Source organism: Brevibacillus sp. HB1.4B, assembly GCF_013284285.1.
GTDB classification, from domain to species: domain Bacteria; phylum Bacillota; class Bacilli; order Brevibacillales; family Brevibacillaceae; genus Brevibacillus; species Brevibacillus porteri.
In genome coordinates this window covers 246,555-271,089 of sequence record NZ_JABSUT010000010.1, presented here as the reverse complement: position 1 = coordinate 271,089, position 24,535 = coordinate 246,555, and the positions used below count along the sequence as shown (strand labels likewise).

Annotated in this window: 23 protein-coding genes; 17 read left to right on the top strand and 6 right to left on the bottom strand. The window is 47.9% G+C overall.

The window, feature by feature from the left end; translation table 11 throughout:
* Nucleotides 1-174: 174 nt before the first annotated feature.
* Entirely contained in the window at nucleotides 175-1,848 is a 1,674-nt protein-coding gene (locus HP398_RS23435; RefSeq protein WP_173623781.1) for a M14 family metallopeptidase, read from the bottom strand.
* Between the two features lie 133 nt (nucleotides 1,849-1,981).
* On the opposite strand from HP398_RS23435, the gene HP398_RS23430 reads away from it, so the two are divergent.
* From HP398_RS23430 to HP398_RS23405, 6 genes are all read left to right on the top strand, one after another.
* Nucleotides 1,982-3,400, top strand: coding sequence for a hypothetical protein (locus HP398_RS23430; RefSeq protein WP_017250643.1), 1,419 nt, complete (start codon nucleotides 1,982-1,984; stop codon nucleotides 3,398-3,400).
* Between the two features lie 157 nt (nucleotides 3,401-3,557).
* Nucleotides 3,558-4,217 (top strand): response regulator transcription factor, encoded by a 660-nt coding sequence (locus HP398_RS23425; RefSeq protein ID WP_017250642.1) that lies wholly within the window; start codon nucleotides 3,558-3,560, stop codon nucleotides 4,215-4,217.
* 1 nt (nucleotide 4,218) lies between these two features.
* Nucleotides 4,219-5,661: a sensor histidine kinase gene (locus tag HP398_RS23420; RefSeq protein ID WP_173623780.1), complete on the top strand. Its 1,443-nt coding sequence runs from the start codon at nucleotides 4,219-4,221 to the stop codon at nucleotides 5,659-5,661.
* A gap of 57 nt (nucleotides 5,662-5,718) precedes the next feature.
* The gene (locus tag HP398_RS23415) at nucleotides 5,719-6,210 is read left to right on the top strand and encodes a hypothetical protein (RefSeq protein WP_254476311.1); all 492 of its coding nucleotides are present in this window, start codon (nucleotides 5,719-5,721) and stop codon (nucleotides 6,208-6,210) included.
* 28 nt (nucleotides 6,211-6,238) lie between these two features.
* On the top strand, nucleotides 6,239-7,426 hold the full coding sequence (locus tag HP398_RS23410) for a hypothetical protein (protein WP_017250639.1): 1,188 nt from the start codon (nucleotides 6,239-6,241) through the stop codon (nucleotides 7,424-7,426).
* Between the two features lie 169 nt (nucleotides 7,427-7,595).
* Complete coding sequence (locus HP398_RS23405) at nucleotides 7,596-8,861, top strand: hypothetical protein (RefSeq protein ID WP_173623778.1); 1,266 nt, start codon at nucleotides 7,596-7,598, stop codon at nucleotides 8,859-8,861.
* 51 nt (nucleotides 8,862-8,912) lie between these two features.
* On the opposite strand, the gene HP398_RS23400 is transcribed toward HP398_RS23405, so the two are convergent.
* Together HP398_RS23400 and HP398_RS23395 are read right to left on the bottom strand one after the other, a co-directional pair.
* Entirely contained in the window at nucleotides 8,913-9,593 is a 681-nt protein-coding gene (locus HP398_RS23400; RefSeq protein ID WP_173623777.1) for a class I SAM-dependent methyltransferase, read from the bottom strand.
* An 89-nt stretch (nucleotides 9,594-9,682) separates the two neighbouring features.
* Entirely contained in the window at nucleotides 9,683-10,099 is a 417-nt protein-coding gene (locus HP398_RS23395) for an RrF2 family transcriptional regulator (RefSeq protein ID WP_017250636.1), read from the bottom strand.
* A gap of 290 nt (nucleotides 10,100-10,389) precedes the next feature.
* Between HP398_RS23395 and trxA the strand changes: the two genes are divergently transcribed.
* The 6 genes from trxA (at nucleotide 10,390) to HP398_RS23365 (ending at nucleotide 16,189) form a co-directional block, all read left to right on the top strand.
* Nucleotides 10,390-10,707: a thioredoxin gene (trxA, locus tag HP398_RS23390; protein ID WP_017250634.1), complete on the top strand. Its 318-nt coding sequence runs from the start codon at nucleotides 10,390-10,392 to the stop codon at nucleotides 10,705-10,707.
* 225 nt (nucleotides 10,708-10,932) lie between these two features.
* Nucleotides 10,933-12,024, top strand: a complete 1,092-nt coding sequence (gene hppD / locus HP398_RS23385; RefSeq protein WP_017250633.1) for a 4-hydroxyphenylpyruvate dioxygenase — start codon at nucleotides 10,933-10,935, stop codon at nucleotides 12,022-12,024.
* A 95-nt stretch (nucleotides 12,025-12,119) separates the two neighbouring features.
* Nucleotides 12,120-12,674, top strand: a complete 555-nt coding sequence (locus HP398_RS23380; RefSeq protein ID WP_371736778.1) for a sigma-70 family RNA polymerase sigma factor — start codon at nucleotides 12,120-12,122, stop codon at nucleotides 12,672-12,674.
* Between the two features lie 42 nt (nucleotides 12,675-12,716).
* Complete coding sequence (locus HP398_RS23375; protein WP_173623776.1) at nucleotides 12,717-13,544, top strand: GNAT family N-acetyltransferase; 828 nt, start codon at nucleotides 12,717-12,719, stop codon at nucleotides 13,542-13,544.
* 160 nt (nucleotides 13,545-13,704) lie between these two features.
* The gene (locus HP398_RS23370; protein WP_173623775.1) at nucleotides 13,705-15,432 is read left to right on the top strand and encodes a sensor histidine kinase; all 1,728 of its coding nucleotides are present in this window, start codon (nucleotides 13,705-13,707) and stop codon (nucleotides 15,430-15,432) included.
* Nucleotides 15,407-16,189 carry a LytR/AlgR family response regulator transcription factor gene (locus HP398_RS23365; RefSeq protein ID WP_173623774.1) on the top strand — a complete coding sequence of 261 codons (783 nt, stop codon included), beginning with the start codon at nucleotides 15,407-15,409 and terminating at the stop codon, nucleotides 16,187-16,189. Before HP398_RS23370 ends, HP398_RS23365 begins: the two co-directional genes overlap by 26 nt.
* A gap of 63 nt (nucleotides 16,190-16,252) precedes the next feature.
* Here HP398_RS23365 and HP398_RS23360 read toward each other — a convergent pair whose 3' ends face one another.
* Nucleotides 16,253-16,738 (bottom strand): LPXTG cell wall anchor domain-containing protein, encoded by a 486-nt coding sequence (locus HP398_RS23360; RefSeq protein ID WP_017250628.1) that lies wholly within the window; start codon nucleotides 16,736-16,738, stop codon nucleotides 16,253-16,255.
* A 257-nt stretch (nucleotides 16,739-16,995) separates the two neighbouring features.
* Here HP398_RS23360 and HP398_RS23355 point away from each other — a divergent pair, with 257 nt between their 5' ends.
* The 4 genes from HP398_RS23355 (at nucleotide 16,996) to HP398_RS23340 (ending at nucleotide 21,638) form a co-directional block, all read left to right on the top strand.
* Complete coding sequence (locus tag HP398_RS23355) at nucleotides 16,996-19,086, top strand: carbon starvation CstA family protein (protein WP_173623773.1); 2,091 nt, start codon at nucleotides 16,996-16,998, stop codon at nucleotides 19,084-19,086.
* Nucleotides 19,083-19,295, top strand: a complete 213-nt coding sequence (locus tag HP398_RS23350) for a CstA-like transporter-associated (seleno)protein (RefSeq protein ID WP_017250626.1) — start codon at nucleotides 19,083-19,085, stop codon at nucleotides 19,293-19,295. The genes HP398_RS23355 and HP398_RS23350 overlap by 4 nt, the downstream gene beginning before the upstream one ends.
* Before the next feature lie 268 nt (nucleotides 19,296-19,563).
* Complete coding sequence (locus tag HP398_RS23345; RefSeq protein ID WP_017250625.1) at nucleotides 19,564-20,388, top strand: inositol monophosphatase family protein; 825 nt, start codon at nucleotides 19,564-19,566, stop codon at nucleotides 20,386-20,388.
* 167 nt (nucleotides 20,389-20,555) lie between these two features.
* Nucleotides 20,556-21,638 (top strand): glycoside hydrolase family 15 protein, encoded by a 1,083-nt coding sequence (locus HP398_RS23340; RefSeq protein ID WP_173623772.1) that lies wholly within the window; start codon nucleotides 20,556-20,558, stop codon nucleotides 21,636-21,638.
* Nucleotides 21,639-21,730: 92 nt separating this feature from the next.
* On the opposite strand, the gene HP398_RS23335 is transcribed toward HP398_RS23340, so the two are convergent.
* Nucleotides 21,731-22,657, bottom strand: coding sequence for a helix-turn-helix transcriptional regulator (locus tag HP398_RS23335; protein ID WP_173623771.1), 927 nt, complete (start codon nucleotides 22,655-22,657; stop codon nucleotides 21,731-21,733).
* A gap of 45 nt (nucleotides 22,658-22,702) precedes the next feature.
* Between HP398_RS23335 and HP398_RS23330 the strand changes: the two genes are divergently transcribed.
* Nucleotides 22,703-23,566 carry an alpha/beta fold hydrolase gene (locus tag HP398_RS23330; RefSeq protein WP_173623770.1) on the top strand — a complete coding sequence of 288 codons (864 nt, stop codon included), beginning with the start codon at nucleotides 22,703-22,705 and terminating at the stop codon, nucleotides 23,564-23,566.
* Here the strand turns inward: HP398_RS23330 and HP398_RS23325 are convergent.
* On the bottom strand, nucleotides 23,531-24,433 hold the full coding sequence (locus tag HP398_RS23325; RefSeq protein WP_173623769.1) for a DMT family transporter: 903 nt from the start codon (nucleotides 24,431-24,433) through the stop codon (nucleotides 23,531-23,533). The two genes, HP398_RS23330 and HP398_RS23325, sit on opposite strands and share 36 nt — an antisense overlap.
* Nucleotides 24,434-24,535: the final 102 nt, after the last annotated feature.

Sequence of the window (24,535 nt, the reverse complement as noted above, 5' to 3'; positions counted from 1 at the left end):
TTTGGTATTTGTTCACTTTGTTTCACTTCCGTTTTCTGCGACAATGGTCGAAGTGAGCGACAATACGCAAAAGCTGGCAGGGCTTGCCCAAGAAGTGTTTGAAATAAAGTAAGCCCATACATGTAACAAAAATCCCCTCTCAGGAGTCTAACTTTAGAGAGGGGATTTTTTCCTTTAGTTTTTTGGTGTGGTGGGTAGCGATTGCTCCAGCATATAGCGATATACCGGGACTTCATCGCCCTTTTCAACGGGAAAGAAGTTAAACGTGACGTAGCTGTCTACTGATTCCGGTTCCAAGGCCAAAGCAATGAAGTTGGCGTTTGGCTGGGCCATGCTGAACACGTAGCTACCCGCAGGAAAGGTTTTCGTTGTTTCTGTTACATTTGCAGTCACTTGGTTGGTGAAATGCCCATTCTCGTATATCGGATTCACCTTGTTTTCCAAAATGGTGTAGCTTTCTACCGCTATGGTCGTTTCTTTTGATAGCTTGCTTACCGAAACACCGAGCAGTTCCAGCTTGGCTGCAACGTCATGGTAGCCAGGAGGCATAAGATAAGCAGTGGGGCGCTCGCGTTCGAGTACGGGATAGGCATCCGTGGAGCTTACCCAGTCGATGGGGGTAGACACTTTTTTTGCCGTGGCTAGATCGACCACTTCGAGAGATTGACCCGGTACTCGCTTATTCTCACTCAGGATGACGAGTTTGTCGTTGTCGTTTGCTTTTTTGCCTTTTTCCGTGATTTCTGCGCGTGCCTGCGTCACGGAGGACTTGATTGCTTTGGCGTTGGCCGCTGTTGATTGGATGACAGCAGCGTGAGTCACGGCCTGACTGTATACACGGCGCTCAAAATCGGCGCGTCCAATGCCGATGCCGCGTGTTTCCACCAAAAACGTCAACGTGTTTTTCAAGCCCAAGGCATTGCGGCCGATTCTCGTTTCTGTGCTGCCTTCTGTTGCGGTCACTTTTCCGTCCTTGCCTTTTGCCAGCGTATAGTATGCGTGATGAGAAAGTTGCTCCTTGTCGAGTGCTTTTTGAACGTCAGCCAAGAGCAGGTTGTCTGACATTTTACGAAGGTTGGCGGGGATATTCAAGTTTTTCGCGGAAGAGATCAGAACGTCGTAGGAAGAGATCGCGCCTTTTTCCCCTACATCGCGAAGCTGGCTGGAAGAGACGCCGTATTCATGGGCGTCAAGCACCACATCAGGTTGATAGGTATTGATCGCCTGGTGAACCGATTGCACCTCTGGATATTCTACCTTCATGTAGTCACGGTTGGCATCCAGCTCTGTCGCGATGTAGCGTTTAAACTGGTAGGAGCCGTCCGGGTTGATGCGAGGAACAATCGCGACGTTTACTTGATCCAGGAGGTCGGGGCCAAGCTTTCCTTCTGCCAGCCATTTGGCGATCACGAGAGCAGATTCACCAGAGGCGGGTTCATTTCCGTGGATTTGTGCCTGTAGCCAGATGAGTGGTTTCTCCTTGTTTTGTTTGAGCTTGTTGTGGTCTTTGCTGAATAGCAGCAGGGGGATGTCGCGACCTTCCAATGATGTACCGATGGATAGTAGCTTGATTTCCTTGTTGCCTGTAGCTAACTTGCTTATGTAAGCCATCATTTCTTCCTGGGATGTAAAAGCTTCTTTTCCTTCTTGGAAGCCGGGTGTCCCAAACTGGATAGTTGGCTTGGGGAACAAGCTCTCAATCTGTGCAGGCTGTACATAGGTTGGCCCTATTCCGTAATAAGGAATGTGGGGTTGTGGTTCAGCTTGGGTGGCATGGATGATTGAGGGGCTGGTGAACAGAGATATTACGAGTGCTGTAGAAACAACGTAGCGTACTTTCTTGTCCATAAATTCCCTCCTGAGAAATAAAATAAGACACCTATGATTAATTTATCAGATTATTATAAAAATAATAATCGCTACGAAATATTCATTTTAAAGTAGGACTTTCGGTTCTCCTTTAATAAAATAGGGGGATGACATGGTCAGAAAAATCAGCAGAATGCTCCTTTTGATGACGGCCATCGCCGTAAGTAGTTTCTTTCCGAGCCATATTTCTGCAAACGAATGGAAAAAACCAACAGAATCGGAGAATGTTAACCACCTGAATGGCGCGATTCACCAAAAACAAGAATTTCGATTCCCAGATGGTGTCACGTATTGGGCCCATAAAATGACAGGCCAGCGCAATATGATGCCTTACGTTTTCACCATTCCGATTCAGGGTAACAGTCAGAACATGATGTTCCGCTATCGAGCCTATGATGAGTCGAAGAAACCGTATTGGAAGGTCGTCACGCTTGATCAAGTCCAGACTCTTCCGCTTGCCTCTGGTTTTGTAGAGACAGAGGGCAGGTATATTTGGTTAGGCAAACCCATTACCTACGTGGATAAAGGCAGAGCCACGATTGAAGAAAAGCCGGCTTTGGCGCTACCAGTTGAAGTAAAACAGACGTCTTCTGGTGTCGAGCTTGTGATCAAGCTGCCGATGAAAGCTGGCTTTATCAGCGAAATGTGGGCGCTCGATTCGAGAGATCCACTCGTTCCTTGGGGAGAACAATCGATTGACAGCGTCTGGCTTAACTTGGACGTTACGGAAAAGGCAAAATGGCTGTACGATGGGTATTACTATCAAAGCCCTTCCACGTACGAGCCGACTTCGGAGTCCTCCTTTTGGCGAATTCCTGAAAATTATGTCCTTCGCTCCTTTTTATATACAGGTGGAAGCAAGGCTGCCCGGGATATGGGCTATGTAATGTTGAAAGCGAGCCTGAAGCAGCAGGAGCCTCAGGGATACTGGAAGACACAGCCGCGCTCCTTGTGGTTAAGCGGTGATTACGGGATACCAGAGGGCTTTTACGATACGAGATTCAACACAGGAGCGGCTGATCTGATGCTGCGGGGCTGTGATCAGTACCAAGAAACAGACTTTTGCCAATCGGCGAAAAAATATGCTTCTTACTTTCACAATCACGCAGCCACGAACCGTTTTGTCGTCGCTGGTGTACAGCAAGGGTGGCTGGTTTCTGACTACGCAACAGCAACGAATCCAATGATTCAGACACATGTTTCTTTGAATCATCAGTTGGCCGAAATCAATTTTCTCTACAAAAGCTACCTGCAATTCGGGGACCAGACGGACAGAGACTTAGCAGACATCATGCTCTACGGTGTCGTAAACCTCGGATCGCAGTGGATTCTCGGGAATGGCGATTTGCATTACGCTTATTTTCCGGACGGGACATTCGGCAGACCAGACTATCCGTTCTTGACCTACAATGACTTGGTCGAAACCCAACGTCTGTACCGTCAACTGCATGGAATGGATGAGATGACGCTTGCGATGTTGATTGATAGTAAATTGATGTGGATGCAACTGAATAATATTCAGTACCGTTAAGTAAAAAAGGCGGTAGTCTATATTGAATGTGACCCGTACGATCACTTTATAAAGTAGTGATCGTACGGGTCTTTTTGTTTACGTGTGGAGCTGTATTTTTACATTTTGTTGACAAGAAAACATCGGGAATGTGTAATGATGGTGGAGGTGTAAGGAAATGGCATATTCTATCCTAATCGCTGAAGATGATCCATCCATATCCGAGCTAATCAAAATGACATTAGGCGCCTCGGGCTATGTCTGTAAAGTTTCATCCGACGGTAACACGGCGTTGAACGAACTCGAAGAAAAGGAGTATCACTTGGCGCTCCTTGACATCATGCTGCCTGGAGTTGACGGGTTCACACTGTTGGAATCCTTTAAGAAAAAGAATATCCCGGTCATTTTTGTTACAGCCAAGACAAGTGTTATGGACAAAGTACAAGGTTTGCGTCTTGGTGCTGAGGATTATATTACAAAACCTTTTGATTTGCTGGAGTTGTTGGCACGAGTGGAAGTCGCTCTGAGAAGAAGTCATCAGGTTGTATTGGAAACATTGACCGTAGGCGATGTGACAGTGGATTACCATAGCCGCAAAGTGTACAAAAATAATCAGCTCGTCACGTTAACCCCGAAGGAATATGAGTTGCTTGAGTTTTTGGTGCATAATCCGAATATTGCTTTTTCTCGTGAAAGTTTACTGAATCAGGTCTGGGGTTATGACTTTTATGGCAGCACCCGAACAATTGATACACATGTCTTGAATCTGCGAACAAAACTAGGTTTGTCCGATCATATTCATACTGTGCACAAAATTGGTTATCGAATGGAGTTGTAAGATGCGTGAGAGGATGAAGAAAACGCCTCTGTGGATGCGAATCTATCTCATGGTGTTTGGATTGGTGACAGTGGTCATCGTCTTTGTTTCCTACCGGATCATCGAGGTTTCCATTGAGTACAATCTTCAAAGGGAAATCAGCAGTTCTCTTGAGAACCATAGCATGATCGGGAACTCACTGAAAATGTATGAAAGTACGATTGATGATTACTATCCGACGTTGCTGAAAGACATTTTAACGAAATCTTTTCAAAATTATGGTCAGTATTTTACTGATCAGAGAAGCCATCTTGCCATAACGGGTGAATCTGGTGAAAAGCATTTTAGCAGTATATCGAATGAAGAAGAGAAGGTAATGAGTCTTGTCCCACCCAAAGATGGGAGAAGAAGCTATGTGATTCGAAACATAGATGCGCGCACCGTACTGTTTGTTTCCAGCTGGATGGAAATGGATGACCAACTGCTTCGATTGGATTACGCCCATGACATAACGAGTCTGATCGATGACCAGAAGTCACTCTCCTTACAGATCTCTTCTTGGGTATTGGTTGGTTTGACGGTCTTTGCGGTTGGCTTGTTTGTCCTGATCAGACAAGCCTTGCGTCCACTCGGCATGTTAAGCCAACAGGCTCAAGGGATTGCAAAAGGAAGCTATCAGCATCGCATAACGGTTCAGCATGCCGATGAGATTGGCCAGCTCGCGGTTGACTTCAATTATATGGCGGAGGCGATCCAATCCAACATGGAGCTTCTGCAGAGGGGTGTAACGGAAAGAGAGGCGTTTATCGTAAGTCTGGCCCATGAATTCAAAACGCCGCTTACATCCATCATGGGCTATGCTAGTTTGCTTCAGAATTATCACCTGGAAGAAAAAGACGTCGAGCAGGCTCTGCGTTTCATTCAAGCGGAAAGCAAGCGGCTTGACGGTATGTCCAAAAAGCTGTTGGAGCTTTTTCGCCTTGGAAATGGGGAGCCACCCAACAAGCGGCAAGTCGATGTTTCTTCCCTCATACAGCAGTTGAAAATCATTTCCCAGTTTACGTTGGACAGAAGGGGGCAAACGCTGGAAGTAGCGTATTCTGTCTCTACCGTAACTGTCGATCCGGAGCTTTATTTGGTGTTGTTAAGCAATTTGGTGGAAAATGCCTCCAAAGCGTCTGAAAACGATACAGTCATAAGACTTGCTGTTTATGCAGAAGACTCTTTTGTTGTTTTTTGCGTGGAAGACCAAGGTTGTGGGGTGCCGGAAGAGCATTTGGCGAATGTATTTCAACCATTTTTTATGCTGGATAGTTCGAGGGATCGAAAAAAGAACGGACACGGTTTAGGGCTGTCTCTGTGCAAAGCGATTGCCACGGCACACCATGGAAGTATTTATATGAAAAGCCGATTAAACGGGGGAACATCGGTTTACACAAAGGTTCCAGTACAAACTTCGACGTAACGGTGGAGGCATCTATTGCGAAATTTCAAGAAAATAAAGATAAAGTCCCATGGCTTCATGCTTAGTCTTGTTGTTATCGGCATACTAGGTGTGGCGGCCTTCTTTTCTCCGGCTGCTTTCGGCCCGGCTGTTCTGGACAGCAAAAAGGATGTCATCATAACGGAAGCTTCTCCACCAGCAAACGTGGAAAACGAAGAAACCACTCTGAAGCAAAATGATGAGAAGAATAAAAACTTCTTTGATCCGTTGACAAAGGAACAGGCGGCTCCCTTTATTCGGATAGCAAGAGAAGCGTTCGTAGCGCAAGGCATGGCCCCCCCTGAAACTGGTTATTGGATCAGCAGCACTGTGACGAAAGGTAGAAATGATGTTGAAATATCCTGGTATCCCAATGGCGTTGTTTTTGGCCAAGAGACTAAGATCAAGGAAAAGGTTTACTACGCATTGTTTTACAACGCTGATGTGGACAAAGGCGTAGGGAAAATGGTTGAACTTGGGGTAGTTTGGAATTACGGTGAATCTAATTGGTATGGCGAAAACGTAGAATAAGAAGCAGAGAGTGTAAGGAGATAGAATTGTGGAAAAACTGACACAAACAAAAATAAAGATGGGATTATGGCTAAGTATTGGAGTGTTGAGCGTGTTAGCCCTCGCTTTGAGCTACTCCCCGACGACATTTGGCTTGGCTGAAATCAATAAAAACAAAGATGTTATCCAAACGGAAACAACAGCGTCAAGCGCTTTTCAACCGAAAGAGGATGAAGAGCAGCAGGAAAAGAAGAAAAACGATAATCCGAAACCCAAAGAAAGTTCAGTGAGTTTAAGTCTTAATGACTTTAGTAAAGAACAGCGAGAGCCCTTCGTCAAGTTGGCAACTGATGCATTTATCGCCAATCATATCGACCTACCTGATAATAATTACGAGCTTGATATTTTCGGTGACATAAGCGAGGAAACAACGACCGCTGAGATATGGTGGCATCCAAAAGTAAAGGCAGGAGCCGAACGACCTTTCAAAGGACTTCAGGAAAGCTATTTTGTCAATTTGACTGATGTGGATTTTAAAAAAGGGACAGGTACAATTAAAGAGATCGAGATTTGTATACGCAGGGACATCGCATCGTTCAAACCAAATACGATGTTCGCCCCATATATTGACCAAGCAAAAAAAGTTTGGAAAGACAAGAATATCAAAATTCCGCAAAGTGGCTACGATCTGGCAGGATGCTTGCTCATAAAGCCCATTACGGAGAAAGAGACGATAGCGCTTGTCGATCTTTACTGGTACCCAATATATACGAGAAGCAATAATGTTTATCAAGCTGTTCATGACAAGCTTTATTACGTGCAATTTTCAGATGTTGATTTAAAAAAAGGAACAGGTACAGTTGAGAACGTAGAAACAGACGAAGAAGAAACGAGAATCGTGCAAGAAAAAGCACCAGAGCCGATTATCAGGCGTGTAAAACTGACACCATCACAGGTAGCCCCTTATATCCAGATGGCAAAAGACGCTTTTCAAGCGAAGCAGGTAAAACTTCCTGAAAGTGGCTATTGGATTAGCAGCACGATTTCGTACTACGATGATCAACCGAAACGACCACCAGAGGTGGATATACGCTGGTATCCCGACGGCGTTGCTGAAGGGACTGATCATGCTTCTATAAAGGATAGGGTTTATATTGCTTCTTTTGATGACGTTGATTTGGACAAAGGAATAGGTGAATTAATGCACCTTGAAGTTAGGAGAAAAGATCCTTCGTAACAAGCTCCTCCTAGCATGTGGACGAAGAACATGGGGAGTCGCGTATAGCGGCTCTTTTGTTTTGACAAAACCTTGACAACCTCCCGATTAAACCATGACAATCAGCAGCTATTCTATGGATGACGAGTAGAAACACTCGATCCAAAGTAAAAACCTTGGAGGTAGTACGATGAAAAAGTCCAAAACGAAAAAAACGGCTGCATGGTTAAATCTCTCTGTTATGAGCGCATTGACAGTGACAGCCATGTTCTCCCCTGTAGCTGCCAGCGCCGCACTCAACGATACGAAAGATAACGTTGCAGCCGAGGCAACAGATGAGGAATTCGATCTCTTGAAACTGACAGATCAACAGGCGGCTCCGTTTCTTGCAAAAGCAAAGGAAGCATTTCAAGCGAAAAACATTTCTCTCCCAGAAAGTGGTTACAAGGCTCGGAATTATGGTAGCAAAAAGAGCAATACCTTGACTGTCTTATGGCGATCTGAAACCAACGTGAAGGACAAGGCGTATGTCGCCGAATTTGAGGGTATCGATGTAGAGAAAGGAACAGCGACTCTCAAAACGGTAAATGTCATTAATCGTCCAGGTTCCTTCGAAGAGGAGCTGACAGAAAAACATGCTGCTCCGTTTATTGAACAAGCAAAAGAGGCTTTGAAAGCAAAAAATATAGCTCTGCCAGCGAGCGGGTACAAGATGTCAAGCAGCAGCCGTACTTATGACGATGTGCTGGAAAGTGTTCAAATTACCTGGCGTCCTGAGGCGGGGCAAAAGGGAGGAAAGTATTACTCCGTGCGATTTGCAGATGTCGATTTGGAGAAAGGGACGGGGAATATCGATGATGTCTATGTAGACAATTACGATGAGCTCATTGCTTTGGAAGAGGAGGATGAAAAGGAGGCCAAGCAACAAAAAAAGGATTCCTGGAAATTGACAGATCAACAGGCTGCTCCGTTTATTACAAAAGCAAAAGAGGCTTTGAAAGCAGAGAAGATTGAGCTGCCAAAAAATGGATATGAAGTGATGCATTTCGGGAGCAAGAAAGACAAAACCTTAATGGTTCTATGGAGAGATAAAGAGCAATCGAAAGGCTATGTTGTCAACTTTATCGATGTCGATGTCGAGAAAGGGACAGCGACAGTGCAAAATGCAAAAGTGATCAATGAGCTTGGTGTCGTTATGGGACCTCTTCCGCAAGAAAAAGCAGCCCCTTTTATCGAAAAAGCAAAAGAGGCTATGAAAGCGAAGAATTTTACCCCATCGGAAAGTGCTTATAAAATTTCCGCTACGGGTGTGACAGTGGACGATGTATTGCAATTCATTGACGTATACTGGTATCCAAATGGAAATCCGTCGGCGAAATATAAGGTGCACTTTACCGACGTCAATTTGGAGAAAGGAACAGGCACAGTCGAAGATGTCATTGAATATAAGCACTAATGGGAGCATCACTAAAATGATCAAGTAGGAGTCGCGTATGCGGCTCTTTTTTTATTTCCGCAAAGCAAACAAGGTCAAAAAGCTGACAGCCTCCCGCAGCTCTACGCTTAAGCGACCTGCGATATCTGGCGTAATTCCATCTTTGTATACCGGTTCTTCACCCAACAGTGTGAAGCCATTTTCGCTCGCCAACTGCTTGGCTTCCCAGGGCATCATCGTATTTTGGATGGTTGCCTCTTCATAGAGTCTGCGATAGCTATGAGCTCGTGGGCCAGCTGTAGGACCGAGGATACCCAAGACGAGAATTCCTCCAGGAGCGAGCACGCGGTGAAGCTCCTTGAGTGTCTGGAGCGGAGACGGGGTGAATTCCACTACGTTAATCGAGAGCACACCGGCGAATGAATCATTGGCAAAAGGAAGCTCACTGATGTCTCCTGTCTGAAAATGAACAGAGCCTGGGAAGGAAATGACCCGGTCATGAGCGAGACGAATCATTTCCCCGGCAATGTCGATGCCCTCCACCTGATAGCCATGCTCTGCAAGCTTGCAACTGGCATAGCCGTCACCACAGCCTGCATCGAGAACAGGTCCCGATCCGACAGGTACATGCTTCATAAAAAAGGGGAGGATGGTGCTGCGGCTGCCTTTTTCCCACATGTGCTCACTTCGTTTTCGCCAGTCTTCTGCAAATTGATCCCATTGCTTGGCGGCTTGTTCCGTCCATTGGCTCATCATTGTTCACGCCTTTCTCATTGAATGAACGATACCATTATGAAGAAAAACTCCGGTCGAGGCGGCCGGAGCTTTTCAGGGAAGTTGTTTTACGTCAAAGGCTCATGAGGTTGTTTGGGGATATGTGCGACCAAGTCAGCAATTTTTTTACTCTTCAGCGTCTGCATCATTTGCTGCTCAGCGTCTGCCACAACCTGTTGAATCAGACAGGCACTATCATGATGGAAGCTGCATTCAAACAAGGAGGTTGTCCCTTCAATGGCTTGGATAACATCCAGAAACGATATATCATCCTGGTTGCGTTTGAGCTTGTATCCGCCATTTGCGCCAGAGACCGAGTGGATCAACCCAGCCTTAACCAGTTTCGTCAGCATTTTGGATAGGTACGTTTGTGAAACGCCTAGCTTCTCTGCCAAAAGCTGGACACTAACGGGTTTATCAGGCGTTTCTGCCACCAGATAGAGCATCGCATGGAGGGCATAGTCTGTTGCCTGTGAATACTTCATAAGACACCTCAATCATGGACTTAATACATCCATCATAAAGTGAATCGGAAGCATGAGCAAGGGGAAGAGTGATTCGTGCTATCATCTGCACTTTCGATGCCCATTTTAGGAAGGTGCAACTTGACACAAAAAATCTTTAAAGGATATTATAGATACAATAAGTCTACGAATGAGTTGTTTGAAATGATCCAAGTACAGCGAGTTATTTTTTTGTCTCTATTGAGGATATTACAGGTCTGTAATGGTCACTTCGAAAAACTGTTCAACATAAAAAGGGGAGGAAAGTACAAATGAGCATTTGCCACACGACAGACACTACCTTTCAACATGATGTAAAAAGCGAAGGCTATACGCTCGTCAATTTTTGGGCACCTTGGTGCGGGCCATGCCGCTTTTTTGGGCCGATACTCGAATCGTTTGATGGGGAGCATAGCAGCGAAGTGAGAGTCCTAAAGGTCAATGTCGATGAACAAACGGAGATCGCCAATCAGTATGGCATAATGAGTTTGCCAACGACCATCTTGCTCAAAAACGGGGAATTGATCGACAAAGTCGTAGGAGCGGCCCCTCTAGCGGAACTGAAACAATTTGTTTTCAAACATAGGTAATAGGAAAACGCAGCGAAAGCCATCGGTCAACTTGATCGGTGGCTTTTTGGTATCCAGTTGTTACTCGCATGCGTACTTTAATAAATGAAAGCGTTTGAGCGTTTTCGCGTTGTTCCGTGCTCTTGCACGAGGAAGCGCTTCCAATGTACTCTCAAGATAACGACAAAATAATCCCAATTAACAAAATAATGTCAATAATTGAAAAAGAAAGCGGAGGGGTAGGCAATGAGCAATACCGATTTTTTCCCGATTCAGGACTGGGACTACCTGGAGTTTTATACAGGGAACGCCAAGCAAGCGATGCACTATTTCACAAATGCGTTTGGATTTGAAGCAGTAGCCTATGCAGGCTTGGAGACAGGTTCTCGGGAAAAGGTTTCCTACGTCTTGAAGCAGAAGCATATGACGTTCGTGATCAGTGGTGCGCTTACGCCTGACAGCCCGATCGCGGAATTTGTGAAAAAGCATGGGGACGGAGTCAAAGACGTTGCCCTGCGTGTAGAGGATTGTGAGCAGGCTTACCGGGAGGCCGTTTCTCGCGGAGCCATTCCGATCATGGAACCGACTGAGTATACCGATGAATTCGGGACGGTCAAAAAAGCGATTATCGGTACGTACGGCGAAAACATTCACTCCTTTATCGAACGGAAAAATTACAACGGACCATTCTTCCCAGGCTTTAAAGCTTACCAATCACAAGTCAAAGGTGAGGGTACAGGTATCATCGGCATCGACCACATCGTTGGTAATGTTGAGGTCATGGATGAGTGGGTGGAATATTACCAAAAGGTCATGGGCTTTACAGCCGTACAAAATTTCAGTGAGGACGACATCTCGACGGAGTATTCTGCGCTCATGTCCAAAGTGATGCAAAGTGGAACGGGACGCATCAAGTTCCCGATCAATGAGCCAGCAGAAGGACGCCGCAAGTCGCAGATTCAGGAGTTTTTGGAGTTCTACAAAGGGCCAGGCGTTCAGCATATTGCCATCCTGACCAACGATATCATCGACACTGTATCGAAACTGCGTGATAACGGTGTGGATTTCCTCATGGTGCCAGATGCGTACTACGAAGATTTGAAAGAGCGTGTTGGGGAAATTGATGAAGATATCGAGGCGCTGAGAAAGCTGGGTGTCTTGGTCGATAGAGACGACGAAGGTTATCTCTTGCAGCTGTTCAGCAAGCCGATTGTAGACCGTCCGACGTTGTTCATCGAGATTATCCAGCGCAAAGGAGCACGCGGCTTCGGGAATGGCAACTTCAAGGCACTGTTCGAGGCGCTGGAGCGCGAACAGGAGCGCAGAGGTAACCTGTAATTTATTGATGTAACGAGCATGACAAGACCATCTCAAGCTGAAAAAGCTAAAGGGATGGTCTTTTTCTATTTGCGAAGCAGAAAAAATAAAATCTCATGAACCATATGACCGCCTCTATCATCTATACTAGTAGGAACCAAATATTGTATGGTGTGGCACGAACCTATGTCGGGCGGGATGAGGATTGTGCCGATGTGGTGCAGGATACGGTGATGAAAGCATTCAGAGCCATCCGAACGCTGCGAGAGCCGGCTTATTTTAAAACATGGATGATCCAAATTCTCATAAACGAATGCAGACAATGGCAGCGAAAAAAGAAACGAAGTCCAACCGTAGAGCTGTCTCCGCTACAAATAGAGGAAAAATCGATACAGGCTTCCTACGAAGCTATTGAACTAACAGAGGCAGTATGGAAGCTGGAGCATGAGCTGCGCATCGTTGTTTGGCTTCACTATTACGAGGATTTGCCGATCAAGCAAGTCGCCTTGCGAGTAGGTGTCCCAGAAGGCACAGTGAAATCCCGGCTGCACCGGGCTCGTGTGCTGCTTGCAGAAGAGCTAGAATCCTCCCAGGAAAGGAACGTGGACGATGACCCGACTTTCGTGCGGAAGCTGAGTCTGGATGACTTCGCTCCGCTATTAGCCGCATAAGTACACAGATGACCAAAAGAGAGAGAAAGGGCAGAAATTGCGATGATTCGTCGATTGGAACCAAAGGATTATGCAAAAATCAAGACGTTGCTATCACCTGATAACGTAAACGATTTGACCATCCATGCGATTATCAATGGGACAAATCGAGGAGCGATTTACGTAGATGATGTGGAGCAGCCCCGGACAGCATTGGTCGATCAAACCGGCGTGATCAGTATCTTCGTAGGGGATGCTGCCAATGAAGCGTTCACAGTGGATCTGGGTACCTTTATTGAGGGAGAATTGCGCAGATATACGACTGAATCGTGCGGGGGCACTCATTTTCTGGCAGTTGTGCCTGATGAAGCGTGGGAGGAGGCAGTGACCAAAGCGATCTCGCATCGAGAGATAGAAACGGATTGGGAGTATTACTACCAGTTCAATCCCGAGCAATTCCAAGCGCGAAAGATCAGCTACCGTCCTCTTCCTGAAGGATACAGTTTGAAAAAAATTGACGCGGGTGTCATTGAAAACGACCCTGACAACATCTTGATAGAGGTTGTAGAAGAATTCTATCATTCGGTGGATGATTTTTTGCAGTGGGGTGTAGGATTCTGCGTATGTAAAGGAAATACGATTGTGAGTGCTTGCCTGTCTTGCTGTGTCCATGAGCGTGACCATGAAATTAGCGTGGAAACGTACGAGGAAGTCGACATGAACAAAGGCTTTGCTACGCTTGCTTGCGCGGCGTACCTAGAGCATTGCATGGAACATGGACTGACACCGCACTGGACCACTCTGGAAACCAACGAGGAATCGGTACGTCTGGGGACAAAGCTAGGATTTGAGCCTAAGGAAAAGTGTAAAATACTGGAGTTCGAATATTAAAACGATACGCGTATCTATGGGTTGTCGAAATCACTTCGGCAACCTTTTTTGCTAGGAAAGGAGGAGAATCTAAAGGGAAATACAATGTGAAAAGTGAATATTTTGATTAGTTATAGAAACGAACAGGAATCATCGGGCAGCGATTGAGAGGGATCAACCAATGAATATGGCATTAATGGTTCCATTGACGGAGCGGACGGCTGTTTTGATCGTGGTGGCCTTGCTGTTTACACGTGTACGTGCATTCCGCAGCATATTGAACCAGCAAGCGACATGGCGAGAAAAAGCACTAATGGTCGTCATTTTTTCCGCTATTTCCATACTGGGTACATACAATGGCATCTGGTATCAGGATGCGATTGCGAATTCACGTGTGATCGGGACCGTTGTGGCAGGCTTGCTGGCTGGTCCTTGGGTAGGGCTAATGACGGGGCTGATTGCCGGGATACATCGCTATTCTTTGGGGGGCTTTACGGACTTGGCATGTGCCATCTCGACGATAAGCGAGGGCTTGTTTGCGGGATTAATCTATCAGTTCCGCCGTAACCGCAGCAAAAAAATCGGGTGGACGACAGCACTCGTTGTTGGTTTTTTGGCGGAGTGGCTGCAAATGGGAATTGTTTTGCTCATCGCACGTCCTTACGCTGACGCTTTGGCATTGGTGCAGGCTATTAGTGTACCGATGTCTGTCGTCAACTCAGTCGGGATTGCTATTTTGATCATTATTATTGATTTAGCCAAAAAGGAAGAAGATCGGATTGGCGCGCTCCAAGCCCAGCGAACGCTGCAAGTAGCGGACAAAACGCTGTCTTACTTGCGTCAAGGACTGACGTACGACTCGGCTCAAAAGGTAGCGGAGGAAATATTGCGCACGACGCGTGTAGCAGCGGTTGCGATTACTGATACGCGCTCTGTGCTTGCGCATGTTGGCGCAGGCTCGTCCCATCACGTAGTGGGAGAAGGCATAACGACCAAGGCGACCCGTGAAGTTTTATCGACCAAAGAAGTGAAGATTGCGCAGACGAAGGAAGAGATTGGGTGCAGGGAGACGAATTGTTCCTTGCGCTATGCGATCCTTGTCCCCCTGATGCGAAGACGTGAAGTGGCGGGTGTACTCAAGCTGTATCAGGATCGCTCACGCAAATTGTCAGCAGTGGACTTGGAACTCGTACGCGGATTGGGGAACCTGATATCGAGTCAGCTCGAACTGGCTGAGCTGGAGAAGCAGTCCCGCCTGTTGGCAGACGCAGAAATCAGAGCCTTGCATGCGCAGATCAATCCGCATTTCTTGTTCAATGCGCTCAATACGATCGTTTCATTTATTCGCTTCCGTCCCGAACAGGCGCGCGAACTGTTGATTCATTTGGGGGAGTACTTCCGGCGAAATTTGCATGACTCTGGCGGATATGTCAGTCTGGCGCGTGAGCTGGAGCATATCGAAGCGTATCTGGCCATCGAACGTGCGAGGTTCGGAGACAAGCTCCATGTAGAGTACGACATCGAGGAAGGCATAGAGCGGTTTACCGTACCAGGACTGATTTTGCAGCCCCTGGTAGAAAATGCGGTCAAGCACGGGCTGTTGCCCAAGCGCGAAGGGGGAACCGTAGTGATTCGTGCACGCCGCAAAGAAAAGCAAATCGTCGAACTGACAGTGGCAGATAATGGAGTCGGAATGGAAGTGGACCCATTCAAGCCAGCTCTAGCTGAGAAGAGTGCAGGGCGGCAATTATCTGGGATCGGTCTTGCCAATGTAAAAAGCCGTCTCCAGTCGATCTACGGAGAACCGTATGGAATCGTGATCGAGAGCAAAAGCGGGAGCGGCACAACATGCACCATACAATTACCGATAGGGGTGAACGTCAGTGCTCAAAGTGTTCATCGTCGATGATGAGACGCCAGCCAGAGAAGAACTGCGGTATTTGCTGGAGCAGTTCTCGGAAGTGTCCGTAGTAGGAGAGGCGGGCAGCGGAGAAGAGGCGTTGGAAGCGGTTCTTCAGACTGAGCCGGATGCGGTTTTTTTGGACATCCATTTGCAGGACAGGGATGGCGTCGATGTGGGGCAGGAGCTTCTGGAATCCATGGTCAATCCACCTGTCATCATCTTTGCAAGTGCGTATGAATTTCATGCGGTTCGAGCATTTGAGGCGGAAGCCGTTGATTATATTGTCAAGCCGTTCAGCGAAATGCGTCTGGAAAAGACGATGAATCGGGTACGAAAAATGAGACGGAAAAGTGAGCCTGCATTGGACGCGTCACCACTGTTGGAGGAAAGGCTACAGTCTCTTCTGCAAAATGTGCTGGTCGATACTCAGCCGCGTCGAGTCCCGGTGGAAAAAAACGGAAAGATCATGTTGATTGATCCAAACGAAATTGTCTATGCTACCTTGGAAGGAAGGTATGCGAGCATTTATACAGCTGGTGAGCAATATGCGACCACGTTTACGCTGCAGGAGCTGGAGAGCAGGCTGTCACGCCAGCAGTTTTTTCGGACGCATCGCGCTTTTATTGTCAATTTATCCAAAACGGCAGAGCTCGTTCCTTGGTTCAAAGGCTCGATTCATCTAGTCATGGAAGATCATCGCAAAACAGAAGTGCCTGTTAGCCGCAATGTCGTGAAGGAATTGAAGAAACGACTGGGGTTTTAAAGGAAACAGACCAATCCTGCGTCCCGTTTGGGAGGGGAGGATTGGTCTGTTTTTTTCGACTGCTTACATGGGATAGTGATCGTTTTTCTTACGCGTCACCATAATACCGCCCAATACGATCAGGAGCAAGCCAAGGATGCCGCCTACTTGGGTGGACGCCAGATTCGCGATCAAAAACACGATGGCAATGACGGTGAGGATACCAATAGGGATCAAGAGAGCGGGTTTGCGATTGCCGAATATGTACAGCTCGGTAAGCCCAACGGCAGGACCAATGAGAAAAAAGGGCCACGTCGTGCTCATATCACCGCCAAAAAATAGCTGACTGAAAAAGAAGAGCGGAGCGTAGACGAGCAAGATCCCTCCTGGTACAAGTAATCCAGCTCGATTTGGCTGCGGATTCATAAAGAAGAAAATATGAAACCCGATTGCTGGAATGAGAAGAAAGACTGGCCATAGCAAATCTATCGCGAGCGGAATGTTCAGGTAGGTTGCCAGAACAAAAATCGCTCCGATTCCGATAATGATGTAACCCCCGATTCGTCGCATGTGCGTATTCTCCTTTTTGATTTCCATACCAATTTATGTATAACTTTAACATATTGTGGAGGAGTTTGGATCAGACTCGGGGCGGAGACTTTCTACGTCCCAAAATTGAACGCGCTTACACTCAAACGAGGATGGTGCAGCTTGTGCTTGTTTTTGTACGGTTCAGCCATTTTTTATGTTGGGATCTCGTCCGATGTGATACGTTTTTTTAAGGATTTATTGCCTGAATATTACATAAATAGAAGGGGGCGACTCGGATGAAAAAATGGCTTCTTTCCCTCCTGATCTGGGGCGGGATAGCCGCATTGGGTGCTGTCGGATTCGGAATGATAGCGCTATGGCAAGGGGAATCTGTCAACTCGTTCTGGTTATTGACCGCTGCGTTCTGCACTTATGCTGTAGCTTATCGTTTTTACAGCAAATTCATTGCTCGTAAAATCATGTCGCTCGACGACAATCGCGCCACTCCGGCGGAAGTGAACAACGATGGCAAAGACTTTGTGCCAACGAACAAATGGGTGTTGTTCGGGCACCATTTTGCTGCGATTGCAGGTGCAGGCCCGCTTGTAGGTCCTACGCTGGCTGCGCAAATGGGATATTTGCCGGGAACGATCTGGATTATCGTCGGGGTTGTGATCGGTGGAGCGGTGCAGGACTTCATTATTTTGTTCGGATCGATGCGTCGCAACGGTAAATCTCTTGGTCAAATTGCCAAGGAAGAGATCGGTCCAGTAGGCGGAGCACTCGCGCTGATTGGTATCATTGCCATTATGATTATCCTGATTGCTGTTTTGGCGATGGTTGTTGTGAACGCTCTTGCAGAATCGCCGTGGGCTACCTTCACGATATTCATGACGCTACCCATTGCTATATTGATGGGATTGTATATGCGGTATATACGACCTGGGCAGGTATTAGAGGGCTCGATCATCGGGCTGGCGTTGTTGTTCTTTTCCCTGTGGCTCGGTCAAATCGTAGCTGCATCGCCAACATGGGGACCAGCCTTCACTTTTTCCAAGGTACAGCTTGCTTGGATGATTATTGTGTACGGCTTCATTGCCTCAGTTTTGCCTGTGTGGCTGCTCTTGGCACCGCGCGATTATCTCAGCTCATTCTTGAAGGTAGGGACGATTGCGGTATTGGCGGTGGGAATCGTGCTGACACTGCCGCCGTTGCAAATGCCAGCACTGACGAAGTTCATTGATGGAACTGGCCCTGTTTTCGCAGGAAATCTGTTCCCCTTCTTGTTTATTACCATCGCGTGCGGAGCCGTATCGGGATTCCATTCTCTTGTATCATCCGGAACGACGCCGAAGATGATCGCGAAGGAATCGCATGCGCCACTGATTGGTTACGGTGGAATGCTGATGGAGTCTGGCGTCGCGGTTATGGCGATGATTGCAGCGTGCGTGCTGACTCCCGGTGTCTATTTTGCGATCAACTCACCGGCCGCAGCAATTGGCGTGGATGCAGTCCAGGTTGCGACGACGATAACGGGCTGGGGCTATACTGTAACCCCTGACCAATTAACAACGCTCGCCAACGACATTCAGGAAAAGACGATCCTTTCCCGGACGGGCGGAGCGCCGTCACTAGCAATCGGGATGGCGACGATTTTCTCGGGTGTTTTAGGTGGCAAGGCATTAATGGCATTCTGGTATCACTTTGCGATCTTGTTTGAGGCAGTCTTTATTTTGACGACGATCGATGCGGGAACGCGTGTCGGCCGATTTATGGTACAAGACATGCTCGGAAACGTCATTCCGAAAATGAAGGAAGTCAACTGGCTGCCGGGTAATCTGATTGGTTCTGGGATCATTACCATCGGATGGGGATACTTCCTGCTCCAAGGTGTCATGGACCCGTTGGGAGGCATTTACACCCTGTGGCCGCTCTTTGGTATCGCCAACCAGATGCTCGCCGCGATTGCGTTTACGGTGGGAACGACGATTATTTTCAAAATGGGCAAAGCCGCCTACTCATGGATCACACTCGTACCGATGGCTTGGCTGACGACGGCTACGTTGACAGCGGGCTGGCAAAAGCTGTTCCATCCTGATCCAAAAATCGGATTCCTCTCGCATGCAGAAGCATTCCAAAAGGCACTGGATGCCGGTACGCTTCCAAAAGGGGTAAAAACGGTGGAAGCTGCACAAAAAATGATCTTCAACGACCAGATCGATGCTGTGGTATGTGCGATCTTCATGGTCATTACGATTGGGATCATTCTCGACGGAACGCGGGTATGGATCAATATTCTCCGTGGCAAGCACTATCCGTTGCAGGAGTCGCCGTACATCAAGTCCAAAGGAAATGTATTTGACGGGAAAGGGCATCACGTAGCATGAGGCGCAAGCTAAGAGCCATGCGAAAGGCAATGCGCAAAGTGAGCTCGGCTATTAAAACGATTTTCGGAATGCCCGACTATGATCGCTATCTCGCCCATTGGTACGAGACGCATGGGGCGCCAGGTATCTTTCCGATGACAGAGCGTGAGTACTACATGTACGCCTTGACTGAACGCTTTGAAAAAGGCGGCGTAACGCGCTGCTGCTAAAGTAGTCATGTAAAAAAGGGTGTCTCCACAGTCAGATAATGACGAGGGAGACACCTTTTTTCAATCATTCGGGCGTTTTCAGGCGCATTCCTCATGGCTAACGTGTGGTGTAACAGCAGGTAAAGTATGGTACACTAAATAATATAGCATGGCCGTTTTTTAGCACGAGCTGTCTCATCATTTTTAAATAAAACGTCGAAGCCTCTCTTTCTAGGTGAAAGGGGCGTGCTTTGCGAAAAAATAAGTCAAGTTTTAGGTGGCGATACGTGTGCAAGCATCAACACTGGCGGCTCTCAAGGAGCTCGCTTTGCAATGCGCCCGTTCAGCGGGTGAGCTGAGTCTGAAGCGAATGAAGGAGCCTTTTACCGTCGAGTATAAAACATCAGCCTCCGATCTTGTTACAGCCGTAGATAAAGAAGTGGAGAATCACGTCATTCAGATGATTCTTGCACGCTTCCCTGATCACGGCATTCTTGGAGAAGAGAGTGCACATGCGGAGGATTACAAGCAGTATGACACGCTTTGGGTCATCGACCCGATTGATGGCACGACCAATTTTGTTCATCAGCAAATCAATTTTTCCGTTTCCATTGCCGTTTACCATAAAGGAGAGGGAATGGTCGGAGCGGTTTACGATCCTTCCAGAGACGAGTTATTTTATGCGGTAAAAGGGGAAGGGGCTTTTCTCAATGATCGTCCCTTGCAGGTGAATCGAGCAGTAAGCCTGGAACAAGCTTTGTTATGCACGAGTGTATTTTGGAACAAGCGTGCTGAGCAGATCGGCATCGACTTGATCGTGAAAAAGCTTGCTGGGAAGGTTCGCGGAATGCGCCTGCTAGGAAGCGCCGCTCTGGAGATGGCGTATGTGGCTGCGGGTAGACTGGATGGCTACGTCAGTATGCAGCTCAATGCGTGGGATTTCGGGGCAGCTCGCATTATTGTAGAGGAAGCGGGTGGCCGGGTGACGACCATGATGGGGACACCACTGCCGTACGACCAAAAAAGCAGCGTGATGGCTTGCAACCCGACTTTTTATGAGGAGCTGCAGCATTACTTGAAATCCGAACAGACGGATGTACCTTCACAAAATTAAATGTCACAAGAACCCGCTGGATATGCGCATCCAGTGGGTTTTCTTTTGCTATGCATATTGGGTTTTCGTTTGGACGTCGGTTGCATATGCTATAAAAGCATAGCCGGAAGACGAGCAGCGACTGTATTTGTTACGAAGTCGGCTTGTCCGAATAAGGGGGGATAACCATGACCCTGATTGAGGAAAGTGTAAAGTTGATCCTTCAGCATCAAGCGAGTACGGGGGCGTATCTCGCTTCACCCGCATTTATTCACTATCAATATGCATGGCTCCGCGATGGAACATTTACGGCCTACGCGATGAACCGTACCGGCAACCATGAGAGCGCCCGCAAGTTTTACCAATGGTGCGATGATGTGATCCGAAAGCATGAGGCAAAGGCAAGAGCAGCCATTTCGGCAGTAAAAAAAGGATTAGACAAAAATGATGCGGGGAACGACCGCTATTTGCATACGCGCTATACAGCGGACGGAGAAGAAGTAGCAGGCGAATGGGGCAGCTTTCAGCTCGATGGCTACGGGACATGGTTGTGGGGGCTGGCTGAGCATGTGCGGATGAGTGGGGAGCATGACTTGATTCACGAGTTGAAGCCATCTATTGAACTGACGATTGACTATGTAGTGGCGTGCTGGCAGCTCCCTAACTTTGATTGCTGGGAAGAGGGAGGAGACCGAATCCACCCAGTAACGCTAGGAGCTATTTATGCCGGGATCAAGGCGATGGAGCCTTATTTGTCCGACCGAGCTTTCGAACTCGCTCAGCAAGGAGAGACCATTCGCCAATTCATACGCGAGCATGGCACAGCCAACAGGCGATTGATAAAGTCCGTTGGGGATCATTCGGTGGATGCGAGTCTTCTCTGGCTGGCCCTGCCGTATGGGATCGTCGACGTGGATGATCCGCTCATGATCCGAACCGTGCAGGCCATAGAAGAGGAGCTGCGCGCAGGATACGGCGTGCATCGCTACCCGACCGATACGTATTATGGCGGGGGGCAGTGGCTGCTATTATCTGCGTGGTTGGGCTGGTATTACGTGAAAACGGGCAGGCGTGAAGAAGCGGAAAAGATAGCAGCGTGGATTGTTTCCCAGCGGCAAGCGAGCGGACTGCCTGAACAAGTACAGGAGCATTTGCTTTCCCCGGCTCATTATGAGATGTGGGTGGAGAGGGCAGGGCATCCCGCTGTGCCGCTCCTTTGGTCGCATGCGATGTATCTCGTGTTGGCGGCAGAGCTCGGCATGCAGTACTAGCCAGGAAGAGAGTCTTCCTGGCTTTTCTTATTACTGACATCGATTGACACCATTTGTTGCTATGCTCATCTCAGGACCGAACAGAGTGGCGTTCAAACGGGATAAAAATGACACAGGGCATGAAGCTCTTTATGCAGCCAGTCGATTAGCTCAGCAGGCTCGTCTACTGTCGCTTCCCTTCCCAGACCGAGTACAAACCGGGCTACCCAATCGATTTCGGAGGGAGCGACAGTGTCGGTAATGAAACCGGAACCATCTGCCAGAAGCGTAATCTGATTGCCGAATTGATGGTGGCTTTCGGCTAGTTTGCAGCCTTTTCTCGTCAAACGAATTCGCAGGGGAAGCTGCTCTAGTTCTTCATACTGCGAGACATGCGGATCAGGGACGAAGGTAGGGGTATCCACGATCGTCATGGCTTGGATGCGGTCAACGCGCAGTTTGACCGTGCATCCCCTGAGAAAGCAGAAGCATTTGCAGTACCAGTAGCCATCGAAGGCGTACAAATAATCGGGCTGAATGATGCGGGTGCTTCGTCGATTCAGGGAGTCGTACGCAATTTCCACAGCTTGTTGGGAAAGAGCAGCATCCAAGAGCGGTCGCAAAAAGGGCGCCTCCACACTTCTTATCGGGTTCGTTACCCGCAATTTTTTGCGTAGATGCTCTACTCTCATCAAAGCGTCTGTTGGAAGGCTCGCGAGCAGCTTGGCTATCACAGACAGGGTTTCTTTTGCAAATGGCTTGTCCGTGTAGGAGAGAAGAGCTTCATACGACAATATTAGCGCAACGGCTTCCTCTGTCGTGAGAGCAAGGGGCGCTATCTGATGGGATCGAATCAGCCTGTAACCGCCGCCAGGACCGGGGGAAGCTTGCAAGGGCGCACCAGCCTCGCTGAGCAAGTGCAAGTCACGCAGCATCGTTCGTTTGGACACAGACAACGTATTGGCTAAATCGCTCACGGTAAAGGTTTTTCCTGTGTGGAAAAGTGCAAGCAGTTCTAGTAAACGACCTGTTCGGTTCATATGTATTCCTCGCTTTAGCTAAAACGAATGAAAGGGTGAGTCAAAGTGAAATCAGTGATGATTTATCAGCAAGGGACGAGGTTGCATGTGTTGGAAGGGGCACGAAATGGTGAAACAATCCTGTTCTTGCACCCCCAAGGCGGGAACTCATCTATCTGGAACGACATGTTACCTTATTTTTCAGAGGATTTCCACATCATTTGTATGGATTTGCGTGGGCATGGCCAATCGGAGCATGCGGCTACTGGCTACGATATAGGTACGCAATGTGAGGATATACGGGCAGTACTCGATCATGCTGGGGTAGATAGAGCGCATCTGATTGGCAATTCTCTCGGCGGAGATTTCGCCACCTTTTTTGCAGCGAGGTACCCTGACCGTGTGCGATCACTGATCAATCTGGATTCAGGCATGATTGATTTTGTGGGCCCAAATGGCGAGCGGGAAGGATCAAAAGCTGAAATTTTGGAGCAGTATCGCAAGCGTGCAGTGCCAGCGTTCCAGTATCGAGAGGAGTTTGCGTCATACGCGAGGCAGCATTGGTATCCGTGGGACCCGTATTACGAAAAATGGTTTCAGCATGTGACGATCTATCCTCTGTCTGATGGGCTGATCACATACCAGATACCGACTACGATTAACCTTCAAATCATGGAGACAGTCTGTGATTTGCACTATGAAGATGCCTACGCACAAATGAGATGCCCGGTTCTGTTTCTCCCAGCAGAGACTGAGCCAAAGCTCGATGTGAAGCTCTCTCTCATCCAAAAAGTTACGAGGCATCCGCAAAGCAAAACGGTAGTCATTCCAAACGCCAAGCACTTGATGCCGATCGATGCGCCAATAGCGACAAGCATGGAAATACTGGAGTTTCTAAAAGGCTTGGTGCTTGACAGTCCTTCTGGATAACCGCGGCTTCATCGTTGCGAGCAGGACACCGACAAGCGTCACAACGCCACCAGCCATCGTCACAAGCGTAGGACCTTCACCCAGCCACACCCAAGCAATCAGAAAAGCGAGCACTGGCGTCATGTAAAGGGAGGTAGTAGCCTCCGAGGTACCAACGACAGAAGTCACATAGGCGAGGGACAAATAAGCAACAACACTAGGGAAAATGCCCAAATACACAACACTGAGTGTCACATCCCAAGGCGCTTGGGCTATCGCTGTGCCAAGCCCGGGCAGAAAGAAGAGCATACATAAGGTACCTGCCCATAAGGTGTAGGCGGTAAATGCGAAAACGCCGTATTTTTCTACGAGTGGCTTCTGAAACGCAAAGTAAATGCTTTCGCTAATGGTTGCCAATAAAATCAAGAATATTCCGTCTGATATAGGAAGGGTCTCCCCTGTGCCAATCGTGCAGATGGAGACTCCGAGAAAACTGATCAGTGCACCTAGCCAGCCTCTTACCCCGAAATGCTCCCGGAAAAATAGGAGAGCGAGGAGAGCGGAAAAGATAGGCGTAGTCGTGACCAAGAGGCTGGCTACACCTGCACTTACAGTCATCTCCCCGTAGTTGAGCGCTGTATGATAAACGGCGAAACCCAAGCCCCCAAGCATAAAGATAGCTGGGACATCCTTTAACTCTGGCAGACGGATACGGAAAAAGAGTGCGAGTATCCCGAGAAAAAGAGAGCCGATAAGAAAGCGAAGCAGCGAGAGATGCTCCGGCGAGTAAGCTTGCAGCCCAACGCGAATACCAGCAAAGGCCGAGGCCCATAACAAAATGCTGATAGCATGTGCAGCGAAAATACGACTTCTGACATGATGCAACAAGATAACTTCCCTCCTTTGAATGAAAAAACCAACCACCTATTCACTGTTTCTTCTTTCTTTTCTATGGTAATCAAGAAGTGGTAAAATATCTGCAACCACTCG

Bases quoted from the DNA above. Each gene is read 5' to 3' on its own strand.
- HP398_RS23435 (WP_173623781.1), bottom strand. From the start codon at position 1,848: ATGGACAAGAAAGTACGCTACGTTGTTTCTACAGCACTCGTAATATCT.
- HP398_RS23430 (WP_017250643.1), top strand. From the start codon at position 1,982: ATGGTCAGAAAAATCAGCAGAATGCTCCTTTTGATGACGGCCATCGCC.
- HP398_RS23425 (WP_017250642.1), top strand. From the start codon at position 3,558: ATGGCATATTCTATCCTAATCGCTGAAGATGATCCATCCATATCCGAG.
- HP398_RS23420 (WP_173623780.1), top strand. From the start codon at position 4,219: ATGCGTGAGAGGATGAAGAAAACGCCTCTGTGGATGCGAATCTATCTC.
- HP398_RS23415 (WP_254476311.1), top strand. From the start codon at position 5,719: ATGCTTAGTCTTGTTGTTATCGGCATACTAGGTGTGGCGGCCTTCTTT.
- HP398_RS23405 (WP_173623778.1), top strand. From the start codon at position 7,596: ATGAAAAAGTCCAAAACGAAAAAAACGGCTGCATGGTTAAATCTCTCT.
- HP398_RS23400 (WP_173623777.1), bottom strand. From the start codon at position 9,593: ATGAGCCAATGGACGGAACAAGCCGCCAAGCAATGGGATCAATTTGCA.
- HP398_RS23395 (WP_017250636.1), bottom strand. From the start codon at position 10,099: ATGAAGTATTCACAGGCAACAGACTATGCCCTCCATGCGATGCTCTAT.
- trxA (WP_017250634.1), top strand. From the start codon at position 10,390: ATGAGCATTTGCCACACGACAGACACTACCTTTCAACATGATGTAAAA.
- hppD (WP_017250633.1), top strand. From the start codon at position 10,933: ATGAGCAATACCGATTTTTTCCCGATTCAGGACTGGGACTACCTGGAG.
- HP398_RS23380 (WP_371736778.1), top strand. From the start codon at position 12,120: ATGAACCATATGACCGCCTCTATCATCTATACTAGTAGGAACCAAATA.
- HP398_RS23375 (WP_173623776.1), top strand. From the start codon at position 12,717: ATGATTCGTCGATTGGAACCAAAGGATTATGCAAAAATCAAGACGTTG.
- HP398_RS23370 (WP_173623775.1), top strand. From the start codon at position 13,705: ATGAATATGGCATTAATGGTTCCATTGACGGAGCGGACGGCTGTTTTG.
- HP398_RS23360 (WP_017250628.1), bottom strand. From the start codon at position 16,738: ATGCGACGAATCGGGGGTTACATCATTATCGGAATCGGAGCGATTTTT.
- HP398_RS23355 (WP_173623773.1), top strand. From the start codon at position 16,996: ATGAAAAAATGGCTTCTTTCCCTCCTGATCTGGGGCGGGATAGCCGCA.
- HP398_RS23350 (WP_017250626.1), top strand. From the start codon at position 19,083: ATGAGGCGCAAGCTAAGAGCCATGCGAAAGGCAATGCGCAAAGTGAGC.
- HP398_RS23340 (WP_173623772.1), top strand. From the start codon at position 20,556: ATGACCCTGATTGAGGAAAGTGTAAAGTTGATCCTTCAGCATCAAGCG.
- HP398_RS23335 (WP_173623771.1), bottom strand. From the start codon at position 22,657: ATGAACCGAACAGGTCGTTTACTAGAACTGCTTGCACTTTTCCACACA.